The organism is Parapedomonas caeni (assembly GCF_041060555.1).
Lineage (GTDB): Bacteria > Pseudomonadota > Alphaproteobacteria > Sphingomonadales > Sphingomonadaceae > CAUJIW01.
The window spans coordinates 34,611-50,752 of record NZ_JBEUDS010000025.1 but is presented as its reverse complement, the minus strand read 5'-3'; the positions used below and the strand labels follow the sequence as shown (position 1 = coordinate 50,752).

The following is a 16,142-nucleotide window of genomic DNA, read 5'->3' as shown; positions in this document are numbered from 1 at the left end:
AAGGCATGGCCGAACTCAACCAACCCATGATCGAGGAGGAAAATCAGCCCCTACACATCACCGCCAAAGCCGCCTGACGATGGCCCACGGCCACAGCCGAAATTACACCACCTTGACGGACGCGACCCTTACGGATGGTTGGCAGTGCGAGCAGCGCCTCGACCACGGCGGCGACATCGGCACAATGATCCCGCAGCGGGAAATAGGTCACTCGATCGGCAAACTCAGTGCGTTTACCCCAAGCCCCCTCAAATGCTGCATCGACGCCGCTCAACACGCTGTCGTCAAAGCCTCCCTTGCCAGATTCGGGCTCCCATTATGGATGACTTCGCCCCATCAATCCATGGCAGCATATCCACCCGCCGAACACGCGCCAAACGAGACACCCCGCCACCAATCGCAACGTGGATAATAAGAGATTCGTCCGAATGGGTGGCACATGAGCGACGTGTCCCGGCGCCAATTCATGCAGCCGATTGACCGCTGACTCGACCTTGCATTAGGATGCCGGCCGTCAGCGTCCACAGGCGTTCAGCCGTGTTCGCGGGACTCGTCTCCGCGCTTTTCGCGAGAACGGGTACAAATTCGGGGTACATCGTTTGATCGTCGTATCGAAAATTTAATCCCTACAAATCAATAGGTTAAATTTCGAGCCCGACATCCGCCGCCGCCTGTCCGCAGGCATCCAGAGACACCCAAAAACGGTGTAATGCCAAAAAGCGACGTCAGGTTGCGTCCCGCCACCCGAATGTGCCGCCCCTGCCACATCGCGCCCTGTCAACGCGCGTCGTGAACGTGCGCTAGTGCGCCGATCCCGTTGCGACGCTGCGCGCCAGCAGCGCCGCCGCCTCGGCCTGCCGGTGCGTACCGGTCTTGGCAAGGATGCGTTTGAGATGGCTGCGCACGGTCGCCAGGCCGATGCCCATGTCCGCCGCGATCTCCTCCGGCGAGGCGCCCCGCCCGAGGGCCGCGGCAACCACGCTCTCCGTGCGCGTGAGGCTGAACAGCTCGCGCAGCCGCGCGACGGCGACCGGCGCTTCGGGGTCACGAATGAACACGAGCACGGCAGGCCGCTGTTCCCCGAACACACCGACGGCCGGGCGCATGGGCGCCACCTCGATCGCCAGCGGCATGCGATGGGGACGCTGCATGGCCAGCGCCGCACCAGGCGCGGCGATCCTGCCCCGCGCGGTCGCCATCGCGGCGTGCACCAGCGCCACCAGCCTGTCGTGAAGGGCTGGCGGCCGCAACGCCAGTCGCCCGTGCACCACCGCCAGTTCCGCGTTCTCGCACAGCAGGCGCTCCGCCATCCTGCTGGCGTGGAGGACGCGGCAGGTGCCATCCAGCACCAGAACCCCGGTATCCAGCCGGTCGAGCGCCTGCAAGGCGGTGGCATGACTGTGGGAGAGGATTGCGAGGCGTTGCCCGAGACGCAGCGCCCGCTGCAAGTGCGGCAACAACAGCGCGGCCTGTCGCCGTTCCTGTCCGGTGTAGGCGCCGCCGCCGCGCGGCCGGTGGATGCCAAGGACGCCAATGGCGCCGTCGGCGGCGGGGAACACCGCGCCGATCATGTGATGAATGCCGAGGTGGCGCAGCCATTCCTGATAGAAGCCGCTGCGTTCCTGCTCCTCCCGGGTGACCAGATCCTCGTCCGTGATGATGCGCGACATCCCCCAGGCCACGGAGCGCTCCACCCACAAGTCCTTGCGGTGCCAGTCTTGCGCCCAGGCCTGCTCGCGCTCGGACACCATGAGGTTATCCGTGCATTCCAGCAGGTTCACCCGCGCGCCCTCGCCGTGCAGCTTGACGACCGTGCTGGTCGAGCCGAAGGCGGCGGCAATGCGGGCGGCCGTGCCGGGCCACAAGGCTTCATCCACGGCGGCATCATAAAGATGCGCGATCAGACCGGAAACGCGGGATGATTCAAGGAACTCCTGTGCCGCCATGGTCGTCCAACGCCCCTTCATGCCTCCAATGGTTCCAGCCACCGTGACCCGGCAGCCTTGATCCGTCTGCCTGGAGCCCGGCCTGAACATCACGGCAGGCGGACGCTGTCCGTCGTGCCGTTGCTGGCTTTCTCCCCCGTTTGGGGGACGACTGCCCCGCCGCCCCACCTTAACCATGCCGGAGAGAAATAACACGCGCGGAGACGTCATGCGCCAGGCCGGTTCGATCGTTGTGCCCTTGCTGCTCGTTACGGGCCTCCCTGCCTGTGGGCAGAATACCGCGACGGCACAGCATGCTGACCCGACCGACGCACCGGCAGCGGACAATCCGGCAGCGGTTGCCCACGCCGCGGCAGCAATCGGCACCGGCACCACGGCCCAGGCCGCCACGCCCCCGGCGCCGGCCACGCCGCCGGACAAGGCGCCCGAGACAGCCACGGTTGCCGCCCTTCCGCTCAAGCGCGGCTATTATGTCGCCAGCGATACGCCCTGCGGCCAGGCCTCCAACGCGACGACACTGCTGCTGCGTCGGGACGGCATCGGCGGTGCGCGGGACTTCTGCGCGTTCAGGACGATCGAACAGACCGGACCCGCCACCTACCGTGTGACGGAAGCGTGCGGCGACGTGCAGGATAATTCTCCTCCGGAAACCGGGGTCACCACCTACACCCTGACGGGCGATACAGCCTTCACGTCCAGGAGCATGAACGGCCGGGAGCACCGCGCGCGCTACTGCGCCCAATCCAGCATGCCGCCGGACTTCCGCGCCAACGACATCAGCGACGTGACGGACTGACACCCGAAGGTGCCGCCCCCCTTTCCCGCAGGAGACAGCCTATGAACAAAGCGGTCGCGTTTTGTTGTTCCGCGCTTGTCGGCATGACAGTGGCGAGCCTGACGCCGGCGCAGGCGCAGACGGCGGCGACGCCCGCCGCCAGAATGGATATCGCCGGGGTGCGCATCGGCATGACGGAGGCGCAGACACGGGCGGCCCTGACCGCCTTCGACCCCGGCATGCGGATTATCCGCGTCACCTCGCGCTACAACTATGCCGCCGGGGAAGGCCGGCCGGAAAACCTGTCGACGCCGGAATTTCTCGACCGGCTGGAAGTCCAGCCCGCGCGCGGCGGCTTCGAGCTGTTCATCGTGCATTTCGCGACGCCGCCCGCCGAGCCGCGCGTTATCGCCATTGAGCGCCCCAATCTCGCGCATACGCAAAACCCGCCGACACAGCAGCAGTTCCGCGCAAGCCTGCTCGCCAAGTACGGCCAGCCGTCCTTTGCCGAGGCCCACCAACTGGTCTGGGAGGAGGCCGGCAAACCGCGCTGCGCCTTCACCCGCCGGGGCAACCGCCCCCATGCCGGCGACGAGCTCAGGCGCAACCGCGTCGTCCCCACGTTCCAGAATGAACAGCGCTACCAGTCCCTCGGCCTGACGCTGGCGCGCGACCCCGCCGCCTGCGGGCAGCTGCTCATCTACAGCTATGACATCTGGAGCGGGCCGGTGCGCACGGCCAGGGCCTCCCTCGTCGACCTCGGGGCGGTGTGGTCGGCGGAGGTGCGCAGCAGCCAGTGGGTGAATGGCCTGAAGGCGGAAGCCGCGCGCAAGGCGGATGCGCGGGCGCAGCCGCCGAGGCTCTAGCCGGCCAGCTGAGCGGGCATGTCCAGTCGCAAGAGCCAGTAGGGAGATGATATGGCACTGACAACATTGAGCGGTACGATCAGCGGCATCCGCCATTCGACCGAGACGCGCGGCACGGTTGGCCGCAACGGCGGCTCCGTGAAGACCGGACAGGTCATTGCCTTTCGGGTCGGCGACCGCTCCGCGCAGATCAAGCTGGCCGATGTGCCCGACATCCGCGACGGCGATCAGGTGACGCTGGCCGGCCGCGAGAAGAACGGCGTGTTCAACGCCCTGGCCCTGCGCAACGATAAAACCCGTGCCGTCTACAGCATCCCGACCACGGTCGGCTATCTGATGGGGGCGACGCTCGTCGTGCTCGGCGTCATGACGCTGTTCATCCTTGTCGGCGTCGTGTTCATCGCCGGCGGGCTGTGGACTCTCTACGAGGCTCATAACTATACCCGCGCGGCCAGCATGCTCCGGGCCTAGGCGCGGCCCGCGGCCCTGGCGACGCCGCGCACCCGGTGGCCCTCACCTTGTGCTCCCTCACGCCTGGCCGGCGCGACGGGCGGCCAGCCAGCGGGCGTGGTGCTTCTCCACCTGCAGCGCGGCGGCGAACACGCCTTGCGACAGCCGGGGCGCGCCGGTGCGGCCCAGATGATCGAGCTGGGCGTAATACCAGTATTGCACCGCGAAGCCGGCCAGCGAACGCACCGTGCCGTTGGCCTCCAGCCAGCGCAGCCAGCCGGGCAGCAGATGCAGCTGGCGCTCGTAGCGCGGCAGATCGGCCGCGCCGGCCAGCAGGCGGTTGCAGGCATCCGGCATGCCGCACAGCGGCCGGCCGAGGCCGATGAGGTCGGCCGCCCCGGTGGCCAGCGCATGTTCCATCGCCGCGCGGGTGCGGAAGCCGCCAGTGACCATCAGCGGCATGGTGCTGAGTTCCGCCTTCATCGCCTTGGCGAAATCGACGAAATACGCCTCGCGCGCCGCGGTCGAGGCCGCCAGCCTGACCGGCCCGGCCGAGGCCGCGTCCGCCGGGCCGTCGATGCCGGCCATGTCCATCATCGCCGGCTGTTCGTAGGAGCCGCCGGAGATTTCCAGCAGGTCGACGCCGGCGGCCTCCAGCCAGCGGGCGACCCGCAGACTGTCCTCGAAGGCGAAGCCGCCGCGCTGGAAATCGGCCGAGTTCAGCTTCACCGACACCGGGAAGGCCGGCCCCACCGCCGCGCGCACCCGCCGCACCGCCTCCATCAGGAAGCGGGCGCGGTTCTCCAGACTGCCACCCCAGGCGTCGGTGCGCCGGTTGGTCAGCGGGCTGAGGAACTGCGAGATCAGGTAGCCGTGGGCGGCATGGACCTGGACGCCGGTGAAGCCGGCCGTCTGCGCCGCCACGGCGGCCGTGGCGACGCGGTCGATGAGATCGCGGATTTCCGTCTCCGCCAGCGGCACCGGGGTGGCGAAGCGGCCGCCGGGCAGGCGCATCGCCACCGCCGAGGGCGCGCGCGGCGCCGGGTTGACGTTGCGCTGGGTCTGCCGGCCGGCGTGGCTGAGCTGCATCCACAGCTGGTTGCCGCCTTCGGTGCCGGCGGCGGCCCAGGCCCGCAGCGCCGCGGCCATCTCGGGCGATGGCGGCCGGTCGAGGATGACGTTGCCCGGCCGCTCCAGATGGTCGCGGTCGAGGATGACGTTGCCGGTGAGCAGCAGGCCGGCGCCGCCGTGCGACCACAGCCGGTACAGCCGGTCGAGCTCGGGCGTCGGCACGCCGCCGGGCGTCGCCAGCCCCTCGGTCATCGCCCCCTTGGCCAGCCGGTTGGGGATCACCACGCCGCACGGCAGCCGCAGCGGCGTGGCCATCAGCGGACTGCCGGCGGCGGTCGCCGGCGGAGGCGCTCCCGCCGGTTCAGGTCCGGCGGGCTGCTGGCCGGTGGACGGTTGGCCGGTGGCCTGATGGTCTGTGGCCTGATGGTTTATGGCCTGATGGTCGGTGGAGTGTTGGCCCGGGGCCTGCTGGCCCGTGGCCTGCTGGTCCGGGGCCTGCCGATCCGTCGGCGCATCTCCCGTCATGGCGTCTTCCTCCCCCTGCGCTGCCAATCGGCCCGGTGCCAATCGGCCTAGTGCCAATCGGCTTGGTGCCGCTCGGCTGGTTGCCCGGCGGCTGGTTGGCGATCAGGATGAAAGCCGCCGCCCGCCCTGACAAGCACGGCCGTCGGGGGGGGCGGCGCAACCCCGCCCGTCGCCCCTCGACAAGCGCGACAAGCTCAGGACGAACGGTAAGGGCGGTGCCTTGCGCCCACGGGTCGGGTCGCGACGTCAAATTGCCGCTCGTCCTGAGCCTGTCGAAGGGCGGACGGCAGCACGCAACGCCCGCACCGGCGGGCCGGGCGGGGTGACGGGTACGCGACACGGGTCCAGCAGACCCGACAACAGACGCACGCAACGGCAACACACAGGAACGACCGACCGGCGCGGGGTTGCCACCCTCCGTGCCCGGGACTCGATGACAGGTTCCGCGGCCTTGGCGACGGAAGACTGTCGGTACATCGAGGTTGGTCGGTGCCGGCAGACGGGGTCCCGAGTCCTGCAAGGGGCGACGGAACGGACCGCGCTTGGCACCTTTGCCGATCTTTCTGCGAGGCCTCGGCTTTCACCCGGGACACCCGCGCCAGGTCGGTGCGGATCAGAAGGCCCTTTGAGGGACCGCCCACCCGCCGGTTCACCCCCGCGTCGCGACCGCCGAGGATGGTGGCACTGTCTCACGGAAAATACCGTGCGTCAATAGGTAATTGACGAGTATCGCCCAGGCAGTCCCCCGCTACCGTGCGCTGGGGTGGCGCGACCCCGCCGGGATGGCGCAACCACGCCCTTCGACAAGCTCAGGACGAACGGTAAGGGCGGTGCCTTCCGCCAACGGGCCAGGTCGCGACGTCAAATTCCGTTCGTCCTGAGCCTGTCGAAGGGCGGACGGCCGCATGAGACAGACCGACCCTGCCTGCGCCTCACGGGCCGTCATGCCCGGACTTGTGTCCTGTGCATCCATGAAGAAAGCCTCCACCCGCGCCGCCCTGTCCGGGAAGGGCGGTGTTCGCATGGATGGCTGGGACACGCCCGGCCATGACGGGACGGGTGCGGGAGAATGGGCGCACTATCCCAGAAATTCCGGGTCTTTCTTGCGCTGATTTGAACGAATCGGTAGAACTATTTCTTGGTCGACCATGCCAGACCTGTCACCGGGTCAAAATGGGTCGAAGAAATATTTTCGACGTGCGCCGATCCTTCCGCGCCGTCATGTAATCGGTGACTGGCGGCGAAAATGGAAGAGGACCGCCGCATGGCCAAGATTCTGCTTACGCACGCCAACATCCAAGCCCTAAAAAGCCGTTCGCGTGAACAACTCCCTAACGTGAAATCCAGTCACCATAGCGAAGCTCTGGCTGCAGCGTTGGGCTATCGAACACATGCCGCACTTCTGGCCGACATGAAGGCTTGGCCACAGGAATTTCCTCGACTTGGATCAGCGAACAGCATCGCGATGGGAGATCGGCTGCGCGAACTTAACGCAGGCGACCATGTAATCGATCTATCCCGCATGGTGCGAGAAGGCGTGCCTGATGACATTTGGCGCACGTTCCCCTCGAAGGACCGAGCGGCGAATGAAGAATGGTTTTCCACCTGCCTGCATCGTAATATCCCAAATGTCTATTTGGAAACTCGAAAAAAATATTGGACACTGAATTGGGACTGCACATCAACTTCAGATGATTTCTATTCACATCTTCTCGATGACAAAAGCGGAGAATTTGTGCGAAAAATGTTCGAATTATTCCAGAATAGAGTAAAAAATAATTCACCCAATGCCTATTTTGATGGATCTTCGTTTGTAGGACAAGTGGATCATTTAATGCCGGAAACAGCACAAGATATCGCCGATATTTTTTTTGAAATTCTGTACAAGCCGCAGCACAGGAAAAAGTGACGCACTATTTCCCCGAACACCTCCGCCCACACCGCGCGCGACCGGACCATCCTTTCCGGCCAATCCGGTGTTCGCGTGGATGGCCGGGTCAAGCCCGGCCATGACGGGGGTTGCCTTAACGTATCGGTATCCCCGGAGTATCGGTATTCCCCCCCAAAACGCACATGGCCGGGCGTGAGCCCGGCCATGCCGTGTATTGATAGCGATGGCGCGGCGCGCCCGTCAGGCACGCCCGCAGCTCAAGCGCCGCTCAGGCCCCCGAACCGCCGGGTGGCCGGAAACGCCGGGCCGCCGCAAGCCCTCACCGGGTCGCTCAGACGCCCGGAGTCCTCGCGCGTTGGCCCGGATGCGCGAACCGCCAGGGCCCTGAACCGCTGACGCGCCCTCTCCCGTCAGCCCCGCCCTCAGATATGGATCGGCTTGCCGTTGTAGGCGGCCATGGCCGCTTCCTTCAGCGCTTCCGGGTGGGTGGGGTGGGCATGGCAGGTCAGCGCGATATCCTCGGCGGAGGCGCCGAACTCCATCGCCTGGGCCGCCTGGGCGATCATGGTGCCGGCCAGCGAGCCGATGATGTGCACGCCCAGCACCCGGTCGGTCTTGGCGTCCGCCAGCACCTTGACGAAGCCGGCGGTGTCGCGGTTGGCCTTGGCGCGGCTGTTGGCGAGGAAGGGGAACTTGCCGGCCTTGTACTGAACGCCGGCCGCCTTCAGTTCCTCCTCGGTTTTGCCGACGCTGGCCACTTCCGGCATGGTGTAGATCACCGAGGGGATGACGTCGTGGTTCACGATGCCGTTCAGGCCGGCGATGTTGTCGGCACAGGCGACGCCCTCGTCTTCCGCCTTGTGCGCCAGCATCGGCCCCGGAATGGCGTCGCCGATGGCCCAGACGCCCGGCACGGTGGTGGCGAAGTCGTGACCGACGCGGACCCGGCCGCGCTCGTCGAGGCCGACGCCGATCTTCTCCAGCCCCAGCCCGTCGAGATAGGGCCGGCGGCCGACCGACATCAGCACCACGTCGCAGGCGATCTCCTGGGCGGCACCGCCCTTGGCCGGCTCGACGACCACGGTGGCGCCGGCCTTCTTCACCTTGACCTCGGCGACCTTGGTCGCGGTCATGATCTCCATGCCCTGGCGCTTGAGGATCTTCTCCAGCTCCTTCGACAGGTCGGCGTCCATGGTCGGCGTCAGCCGGTCCATATACTCGACCACCGTCACCTTGGCGCCCAGCCGGCGCCACACCGAGCCCAGTTCCAGGCCGATGACGCCGCCGCCGATCACCACCAGGTGCTCCGGCACCTTGGGCAGGGTCAGCGCCTCGGTGGAGGAGATCACCACCTTGCCGTCGATCTTGATGCCCGGCAGCGAGGCGACCTCGGAGCCGGTGGCGATCAGCGCGTTCTTGGCGGTGACGGTGCTGGTGGCGCCGTCGGCGCCGGTGACCTCGATCTTGTGCGGTTCGAGGAAGCGGCCGGTGCCCTTCAGCCAGGTCACCTTGTTCTTTTTGAACAGCATCTCGATGCCGCCGGTGAGTTCCTTCACCGCCTTGTCCTTCTCGGCGATCATGGCGCCGACGTCGATCTTGGCGCTGGCCTCGATGCCCCAGGTCTTCATGTGGCCGCCGGTGACCTCCTCATACAGCTCGGAGGCATGCAGCAGCGCCTTGGAGGGAATGCAGCCGACGTTGAGGCAGGTGCCGCCCAGCGTGCCGCGCTTCTCGACGCAGGCGACCTTCAGCCCGTGCTGGGCCGCGCGAATGGCCGCGACATAGCCACCGGGGCCGGCGCCGATCACCACCAGGTCGAAGTCGTATGCCATTGTCTGCCTCGTTCTGCTGTGGGGAATATGGCCGCGTCATAGCCCGCTTGCGCGGTCGCGCAAAGGGCGTTCCGCGCGGTGCCCGACCATTTGCTGAGAAAATCCGGCCGCGCGGTCGGGCAACCGCCGGTTGGCCGCCCACCCCCCCAGCGCCCGACCTTCAGCGCCCGACCCTCAGCGGGCCGTCGCCGGCAGCCAGCGGGCGCTCAACCGGTCCAGCCAGCGCCGCAGCGCCCCCTTGCGCCGCTCGGTCACCACGCCGACGCCGATGCAGCCGGCCAGCACCGCCAGCAGCAGCAGGCTCACCTGGGTCGGCGAGGTGGGATCGTAGGGCACCACGCTGGCCAGGCACTGCAGCAGCGGATAGTGGACGAGGTAGATGGCGAAGGTGGACTGGGCCAGCCAGCGGATCGGGCCGGCCAGCGGCGCCAGCAGCCGCTCCAGCGAGGCGGCGATGGCGCCGGCGCCGATGAAGTGGGCCGCCACCAGCGGGCCGATGATGTAGCTCGCCAGCACCTCGTCGGAATAGGTGAGGTAGTGGGCGGTGGCCTCGTTGCCCAGCGTCGCGTAGGTCCAGGCCTTCAGCGCCAGCGGCAGCGGCGAGGCGCGGAACAGCGCGTAGGCGAGCGCGGAGCCCAGAAACAGCGCCCAGCCGGTCGCCGGCGCCACCGGGCGGGCGTTCATCCGCCGCCACACCCAGACGCCGAGCAGCCAGATGGGGAACAGCACCAGGATCTTCGGCCCCACCGCCAGGCACAGCAGCGCCACCGCCCAGCGACGGCGCGCGCCGGTGAGGAAGGCCATGGCGGCGAAGATCGCGTAGTACCAGAACTCGTAGCCCAGCGACCAGTAAGGCCCGTTGGTGAACAGCCGGTTGGAGGTGAACCACAGCTGGTTGGTGAAAGTCAGCGCGTTGAGCACCTTGAGCGGCGGGTTGATGTCCTGATACCACCAGCCATCGTAGGCGGCCGGGTTGAGCGCCCGGCCGGTCTGGTCGAGCAGGACGGTGAGCAGGATCGCCGGCACCGCCACCGACCACAGCCGCGCCATCCGCGACAGCGTATAGTCGCGCAGGGTGCGGTCGCGTGTCTCCACCGCATAGGCGATGACGAGACCGGAGAGCACGAAGAACACCATCACCGCGTCGTTGCCGACAGCGCGCCAGGGATGGAGCATGCCGGCGCTGAAACGGTCGTAGGCCAGGTGGGTGAGCACCACGACAATGGCGGCGGAGACCCGGATCAGGTCCAGGTAGAGCGAGAGGCCGCGGTTCATCTCAACGCCGCAACTCAGGACGCCGGCCGGTCGGTGGTGCTGGCGGCCGGCGGCGAGTCAGCCGTCGTCGCGGGCAGGCGACCCGGCCGCAGCTGCGCCCAGGCATAGAGGAACGGCTCGACCATCGCCCGCCACAGCGTCGGGTGCGGCTGGGCCGGCGCGTCGGTGACGCCAAAGCGCAGTTCTTCCCGCTCGCGCGGCAGGTAGAGCGAGCCGAACAGCCAGTCCCAGATGGCGAACACCTCGCCATAGTTCTTGTTCCAGTGCCGCTCGGCGAGGCTGTGGTGGATCTGGTGCTGCGCCGGACTGATGAGCAGGCGCCCCAGCACCGGGCCGAACGACAGCCAGATGTGGGTATGGCGCAGGTTGCCGCCGACAAAGTTGAACAGGGTGAAGATCACCGCCACCGTGGTGCCCACCTTCAAGGCGACGTCGGATGACCAGAAATAAACGATCACCCCCAGCAGCGGCCCGGCCACCAGCGCGTCGATCCAGCGGCCGAGCGCGTCGTAGACCGGGTGCTTGCGGAACAGCGTCACCGGGTTGAGCACCTCGGCGCTGTGGTGCACGCGGTGGAAGGCCCACAGCACCGGCACCGTGTGGGTCAGCCGGTGGGTGACGTAGGTGCCCAGATCATAGGCCAGCGCCATCAGCAGCCCGAGCACCACCATCGATACCGGACCGGCCTCGAACTGCACCGGCGCCGGGCCGATCAGCTGGCGCGCCAGCCCGGCGACGCCCCAGCCGATGAAGCCGGTGGTGAGGAAGGACAGCATCAGCCCGGCCGGCCGGAACAACAGGTTGAACAGGAATATCTTGTAGTCGACGATCGACGACGGGTGGAGATAGACCGATTTGGGCAGGATGTAGGCGATGGCGTCGCGCAAGCCGGTGCGCCCGGCGCCTTGCGGCCGGTACAGCCGGTAGGCGACCAGCGCCAGCACCAGCGCCGACAGCAGGTGCAGCCACGACAGCCGGCTGGTCAGCTCGGTGAACTGGCCGACCACACCCCACCACCGGTTGTCCAGCCAGTCCAGCGCCGCCTGAGCTATATCCGCTTCCGCGCCTGTCATCGCCACCTCTTTGCCCTGTCCTGCCCGTAGCATAACTCCGGGACATCCGTTTCACCATGCCGCCATCGCGTGTACCCGGCGTTAACGCAAAACGGCGGGGTCTTGCCCCGCCGCCTTGGTCGACCGTGGCCGCCGATAACGGCGCCTACATGTCCAGCAGCAGCCGGGTCGGATCCTCGATGGCCTCCTTGACGCGCACCAGGAAGGTGACCGCCTCGCGGCCGTCGATGATGCGGTGGTCGTAGGACAGCGCCAGGTACATCATCGGCCGGATGACGATCTGGCCGTTGCGCACCACCGGGCGGTCCTCGATGCGGTGCAGGCCGAGAATGCCCGACTGCGGCGCCGACAGGATCGGCGTCGACAGCATCGAGCCAAACACGCCGCCGTTGGTGATGGTGAAGGTGCCGCCCTGCAACTCCTCCAGCTTGAGCTGGCCGTCGCGGCCGCGCTTGCCCATGTCGGCGATGGTCTTCTCGATGTCGGCGAAGCTCAGCTTGTCGGCGTTGCGGACGATCGGCACCACCAGGCCCTGCGGCGTGGAGACCGCCATGCCGATGTCGGCATAGTTGCGGTAGACGATCTCGTCGCCCTCGATCGAGGCGTTGACCGCCGGGATTTCCTTCAGCGCCAGCGACACCGCCTTGGTGAAGAAGCCCATGAAGCCCAGACGGATGTTGTGCTTCTTCTCGAACAGGTCGCGGTACTTCTCGCGCGCCTCGATGACCGCCGACATGTCGACGTCGTTGAAGGTGGTGAGCATGGCCGCGGTGTTCTGCGCCTCCTTCAGGCGGCGCGCGATGGTCTGGCGCAGGCGGGTCATCTTCACCCGCTCCTCGGCGCGCGCGGGCGCCGCCGGGGTCGCGACAGCAGCGGCGACGGCCGCGGTGGCGACGGCGCGCGGCGCCAGCGTGCGGGCGGTGCCCTTCTCGATGGCCGAGAGCACGTCGTCCTTGGTCAGACGGCCGTCCTTGCCGGTGCCGGTGATCGAGGCCGGGTCAAGGTTGTAGTCCTCGACGATCTTGCGCACCGCCGGCGACAGCGGCTGACCGGGCGCCGCCGGGGCGGCGGCCGGAGCCGGCGCGGCAGCCGGGGCCGGAGTGGCGGCGGCCGGAGCCGGAGCGGCGGCAACCGGAGCCGGAGCGGCGGCGGCAGCGCCGGCCTTGGCGGTCTCGTCGATCTGGGCGACGATGGCACCGACCTCGACCGTGTCACCGGGCTGGGCGGAAATGGCGGTCAGCACGCCGGCGACCGGCGCGTTGAGTTCGACGGCGACCTTGTCGGTCTCCAGGCTGGCGATCGGCTCGTCCTGGTTGACGTAGTCGCCAACCTTCTTGAGCCAGTCGGCAACCGTTGCCTCGCTGATGGATTCGCCGAGCGTCGGAATCTTGACGTCCGTAGCCATGGGTACTCGCTCCTTCTCGGAAAATTAGGCGTCGAGGGCCTCGGCGACCAGCCGGGCCTGCTCTTGCGCATGACGTTTGGCAAAACCGGTGGCGGTCGACGCCGCGGCCGGGCGACCCGCGTAGACGGGGCGCGACACGGCGCACTTGCTGTCCACCAGCACCTGCTCGATGTAGGGGTTGATGAAGGTCCAGTAGCCCATGTTCTGCGGCTCTTCCTGGCACCACACCACCGATTTCAGGTTCTTGAAGCGGGAGACCACCTCCGCCACCGCTGCCGCCGGGAACGGATAGAGCTGCTCCACGCGCAGGATGTAGGTGTCGGTCTGGCCGCGCGCGTCGCGCTCCTCCAGCAGGTCGAAATAGACCTTGCCGGTGCATAGCACGAGCTTGGTGATCTTGCTGTCCGGCTTCAGCTTGACGGTCGAGGCGGTGCCGATCTCGGCATCATCGAACAGCACGCGGTGGAACTGCGAGCCCTCGGCGAACTCCGCCAGCCGCGACACCGCCTTCTTGTGGCGCAGCAGCGATTTGGGCGTGAAGATCACCAGCGGCTTGCGGAACGTGCGGTGCAACTGACGGCGCAGGATGTGATAATAGTTGGCCGGCGTCGTGCAGTTGGCGACCTGCATGTTGTCTTCCGCGCAGAGCTGCAGATAACGCTCCGGCCGCGCCGACGAGTGTTCCGGCCCCTGGCCCTCGTAGCCGTGCGGCAGCAGCAGCACCAGACCCGAGGCCCGCAGCCACTTGTTCTCGCCCGACGACAGGAACTGGTCGATCATGATCTGGGCGCCGTTGGCGAAGTCGCCGAACTGGCCTTCCCACAGCACCAGCCAGTTAGGCTCGGCCAGCGAGTAGCCATACTCGTAGCCCATCACGCCATATTCCGACAGCGGGCTGTCCAGCACCTCGAACCACGGACTGACCTCGACCAGCGGCACGTGCCGCCTCTCGGTCTTCTGGTCGACGAACACCGCGTGGCGATGGCTGAAAGTGCCGCGGCCGCAGTCCTGCCCGGACAGGCGCACGCCATAGCCTTCCTTCAGCAGGGTGCCGAAAGCCAGCGCCTCGGCGGTCGCCCAGTCCAGCCCCTCGCCGGTCTTGAACATCTCGGCCTTGGCGGCGAGCACGCGCGCCAGCGTCTTGTGGATGTCGAAGTCCTTGGGCCAGGAGGTCAGTTGCTTGCCAATCTCCTGGAGCACGTCCTCGCGCACGCCGGTCTCGGCGCCGCGACGGCTGCCCAGATCCTCGGTCGGCCGATGCAGGCCGGCCCAGCGCCCCTCGAACCACTCGGCCTTGTTGGGCTTGTAGCCCTTGGCCGCCTCGAACTCGTCCTCAAGGTGGGCGATGTACTTGTCCTCCATCGCCTTGACCAGCTCGTCGGTGGCGACGCCCTCGGCCTTCAGCCGCTCGGCATAAACGGTGGAGACGAACGGGTGCTTCTTGATCGCGGCGTACATGCGCGGCTGGGTGAAGCTCGGCTCGTCGGACTCGTTGTGGCCGAACCGGCGGTAGCACCACATGTCGATGACGACGTCGCGCTTGAAGGTCTGGCGGTATTCGGTGGCGATCTTGGTGGCGAAGGTCACCGCCTCGGGATCGTCGCCGTTCACGTGGAAGATCGGCGCCTGCACCATCTTCGCCACGTCCGACGGATAGGGCGACGAACGCGCGAACTTCGGCGAGGTGGTGAAGCCCACCTGGTTGTTGACGATGAAGTGGATGGTGCCGCCGGTGTTGTAGCCCGGCACGCCGGAGAAGCCGAAGCACTCGGCGATGATGCCCTGGCCGGCGAACGCCGCGTCACCATGCAGCAGCAGCGGCAGCACTTCCGAGCGGCTCTTGTCGCCGCGGGCGAACTGCTTGGCGCGGACCTTGCCCAGCACCACCGGGTTCACCGCTTCCAGGTGCGACGGGTTGGGGGTCAGCGACAGGTGCACCATGTTGCCGTCGAAGCCACGGTCGGTCGAGGTGCCGAGGTGGTACTTCACGTCGCCCGAGCCGCCGACGTCGTCGGGCTGCGACGAGCCGCCGGCGAATTCGTGGAACAGCTGGCGGAACGGCTTCTGCATCACGTTGGTGAGCACGTTGAGGCGGCCGCGGTGCGGCATGCCGATCACCACTTCCTTGACGCCCAGCGCGCCGCCGACCTTGATGATCGACTCCAGCGCCGGCACCATCGCCTCGCCGCCGTCGAGACCGAAGCGCTTGGTGCCGACATATTTGCGGCCCAGGAACTTCTCGAACGACTCCGCCTCGATCAGCTTGTTGAGAATGGCGAGCTTGCCCTGCGGCGAGAAGCTGATGTCCTTCTCGGCGCCTTCCATCTTGGCCTGGATCCAGCGACGCTCTTCCAGGTCGTTGATGTGCATGTACTCGACGCCGATGTTGCCGCAGTAGTTGCGCAGCAGGATGGCGTGCACCTCGCGGATGGTGGCGCGCTCCAGCCCCAGCAGGCCGCCGAGATAGACCGGGCGGTCGAGGTCGGCCGGGCCGAAGCCGAAGTGGCTCGGGTCGAGCTCGGGATGCTGTTCGCGCTTTTCCAGACCCAGCGGGTCCAGCGTCGCCGCGAGATGGCCGCGCACCCGGAAGGTGCGGATCATGGTGTAGGCCTGCAGCGTGTCGTTGGCGGCACGCTGGATGTCCTCCGCCGAGACGCCGGCAGCGGCGGGCGCCGCCGCCTTGCCCTTGGCGGGCTTCGGTTCCAGCTGCATCCTGGTCGGATCGAGCCCGGCGGTCAGCGCATCGTCCGGCGTCAGCGGCCAGTTGGCCCGCTGCCACGACGGCGCGGTGCTCCCGCCACCGGCAACCGACTCCAGACCGGCGAAATAGGCCTGCCAGCTCGGGTCTACCGAATTGCGATCATTGAGGAATTTTGCGTAGAGCGACTCTACGAAGGCGGCACTGACGCCTTCAATCTGGTGGGGAAGATCGGCTTCGTAGCCCATTGCGACTTCGCTCCCTGCGTTGCGGCTCTTGCACCGTTGCCGCCAAGACCGGGCCTGTCGTCATCAAAACGGCCGTCCATGGCTCGA

The 16,142-nt window shown here is 67.3% G+C and carries 12 protein-coding genes; 4 read left to right on the top strand and 8 right to left on the bottom strand.

Annotated elements, in window-relative coordinates; translation table 11 throughout:
* Positions 1–43: 43 nt before the first annotated feature.
* Positions 44–274 (bottom strand): HD domain-containing protein, encoded by a 231-nt coding sequence (locus ABU113_RS14400; RefSeq protein WP_454560193.1) that lies wholly within the window; start codon positions 272–274, stop codon positions 44–46.
* 526 nt (positions 275–800) lie between these two features.
* On the bottom strand, positions 801–1,967 hold the full coding sequence (locus ABU113_RS14395) for a helix-turn-helix transcriptional regulator (protein WP_454560192.1): 1,167 nt from the start codon (positions 1,965–1,967) through the stop codon (positions 801–803).
* 187 nt (positions 1,968–2,154) lie between these two features.
* On the opposite strand from ABU113_RS14395, the gene ABU113_RS14390 reads away from it, so the two are divergent.
* The 3 genes from ABU113_RS14390 (at position 2,155) to ABU113_RS14380 (ending at position 4,058) form a co-directional block, all read left to right on the top strand.
* A complete protein-coding gene (locus tag ABU113_RS14390; RefSeq protein WP_454560191.1) occupies positions 2,155–2,742 on the top strand; it encodes a hypothetical protein in 588 nt (195 codons plus the stop codon).
* A gap of 89 nt (positions 2,743–2,831) precedes the next feature.
* Positions 2,832–3,587 carry a hypothetical protein gene (locus tag ABU113_RS14385; protein WP_454560190.1) on the top strand — a complete coding sequence of 252 codons (756 nt, stop codon included), beginning with the start codon at positions 2,832–2,834 and terminating at the stop codon, positions 3,585–3,587.
* 51 nt (positions 3,588–3,638) lie between these two features.
* Complete coding sequence (locus ABU113_RS14380; RefSeq protein ID WP_454560189.1) at positions 3,639–4,058, top strand: hypothetical protein; 420 nt, start codon at positions 3,639–3,641, stop codon at positions 4,056–4,058.
* 57 nt (positions 4,059–4,115) lie between these two features.
* Here the strand turns inward: ABU113_RS14380 and ABU113_RS14375 are convergent, their stop codons facing one another.
* Positions 4,116–5,423 (bottom strand): NADH:flavin oxidoreductase/NADH oxidase family protein, encoded by a 1,308-nt coding sequence (locus ABU113_RS14375; protein WP_454560188.1) that lies wholly within the window; start codon positions 5,421–5,423, stop codon positions 4,116–4,118.
* A 1,474-nt stretch (positions 5,424–6,897) separates the two neighbouring features.
* Between ABU113_RS14375 and ABU113_RS14370 the strand changes: the two genes are divergently transcribed.
* Positions 6,898–7,542: a hypothetical protein gene (locus ABU113_RS14370; RefSeq protein ID WP_454560187.1), complete on the top strand. Its 645-nt coding sequence runs from the start codon at positions 6,898–6,900 to the stop codon at positions 7,540–7,542.
* A 404-nt stretch (positions 7,543–7,946) separates the two neighbouring features.
* Here ABU113_RS14370 and lpdA read toward each other — a convergent pair whose 3' ends face one another.
* From lpdA to ABU113_RS14345, 5 genes are all read right to left on the bottom strand, one after another.
* Positions 7,947–9,356: a dihydrolipoyl dehydrogenase gene (gene lpdA / locus ABU113_RS14365; protein WP_454560186.1), complete on the bottom strand. Its 1,410-nt coding sequence runs from the start codon at positions 9,354–9,356 to the stop codon at positions 7,947–7,949.
* A 174-nt stretch (positions 9,357–9,530) separates the two neighbouring features.
* Complete coding sequence (locus tag ABU113_RS14360; protein ID WP_454560185.1) at positions 9,531–10,631, bottom strand: acyltransferase family protein; 1,101 nt, start codon at positions 10,629–10,631, stop codon at positions 9,531–9,533.
* A 14-nt stretch (positions 10,632–10,645) separates the two neighbouring features.
* On the bottom strand, positions 10,646–11,704 hold the full coding sequence (locus ABU113_RS14355) for a sterol desaturase family protein (RefSeq protein WP_454560184.1): 1,059 nt from the start codon (positions 11,702–11,704) through the stop codon (positions 10,646–10,648).
* A gap of 145 nt (positions 11,705–11,849) precedes the next feature.
* Positions 11,850–13,109, bottom strand: coding sequence for a 2-oxoglutarate dehydrogenase complex dihydrolipoyllysine-residue succinyltransferase (gene odhB / locus ABU113_RS14350; protein ID WP_454560183.1), 1,260 nt, complete (start codon positions 13,107–13,109; stop codon positions 11,850–11,852).
* Positions 13,110–13,133: 24 nt separating this feature from the next.
* A complete protein-coding gene (locus ABU113_RS14345) occupies positions 13,134–16,055 on the bottom strand; it encodes a 2-oxoglutarate dehydrogenase E1 component (protein WP_454560182.1) in 2,922 nt (973 codons plus the stop codon).
* Positions 16,056–16,142: the final 87 nt, after the last annotated feature.

Coding starts and splice junctions, on each gene's coding strand:
- ABU113_RS14380 (WP_454560189.1), top strand. CDS start 3,639: ATGGCACTGACAACATTGAGCGGTACGATCAGCGGCATCCGCCATTCG.
- ABU113_RS14395 (WP_454560192.1), bottom strand. CDS start 1,967: ATGAAGGGGCGTTGGACGACCATGGCGGCACAGGAGTTCCTTGAATCA.
- ABU113_RS14375 (WP_454560188.1), bottom strand. CDS start 5,423: ATGGCCACGCCGCTGCGGCTGCCGTGCGGCGTGGTGATCCCCAACCGG.
- ABU113_RS14345 (WP_454560182.1), bottom strand. CDS start 16,055: ATGGGCTACGAAGCCGATCTTCCCCACCAGATTGAAGGCGTCAGTGCC.
- odhB (WP_454560183.1), bottom strand. CDS start 13,109: ATGGCTACGGACGTCAAGATTCCGACGCTCGGCGAATCCATCAGCGAG.
- ABU113_RS14390 (WP_454560191.1), top strand. CDS start 2,155: ATGCGCCAGGCCGGTTCGATCGTTGTGCCCTTGCTGCTCGTTACGGGC.
- ABU113_RS14370 (WP_454560187.1), top strand. CDS start 6,898: ATGGCCAAGATTCTGCTTACGCACGCCAACATCCAAGCCCTAAAAAGC.
- lpdA (WP_454560186.1), bottom strand. CDS start 9,356: ATGGCATACGACTTCGACCTGGTGGTGATCGGCGCCGGCCCCGGTGGC.
- ABU113_RS14360 (WP_454560185.1), bottom strand. CDS start 10,631: ATGAACCGCGGCCTCTCGCTCTACCTGGACCTGATCCGGGTCTCCGCC.
- ABU113_RS14355 (WP_454560184.1), bottom strand. CDS start 11,704: ATGACAGGCGCGGAAGCGGATATAGCTCAGGCGGCGCTGGACTGGCTG.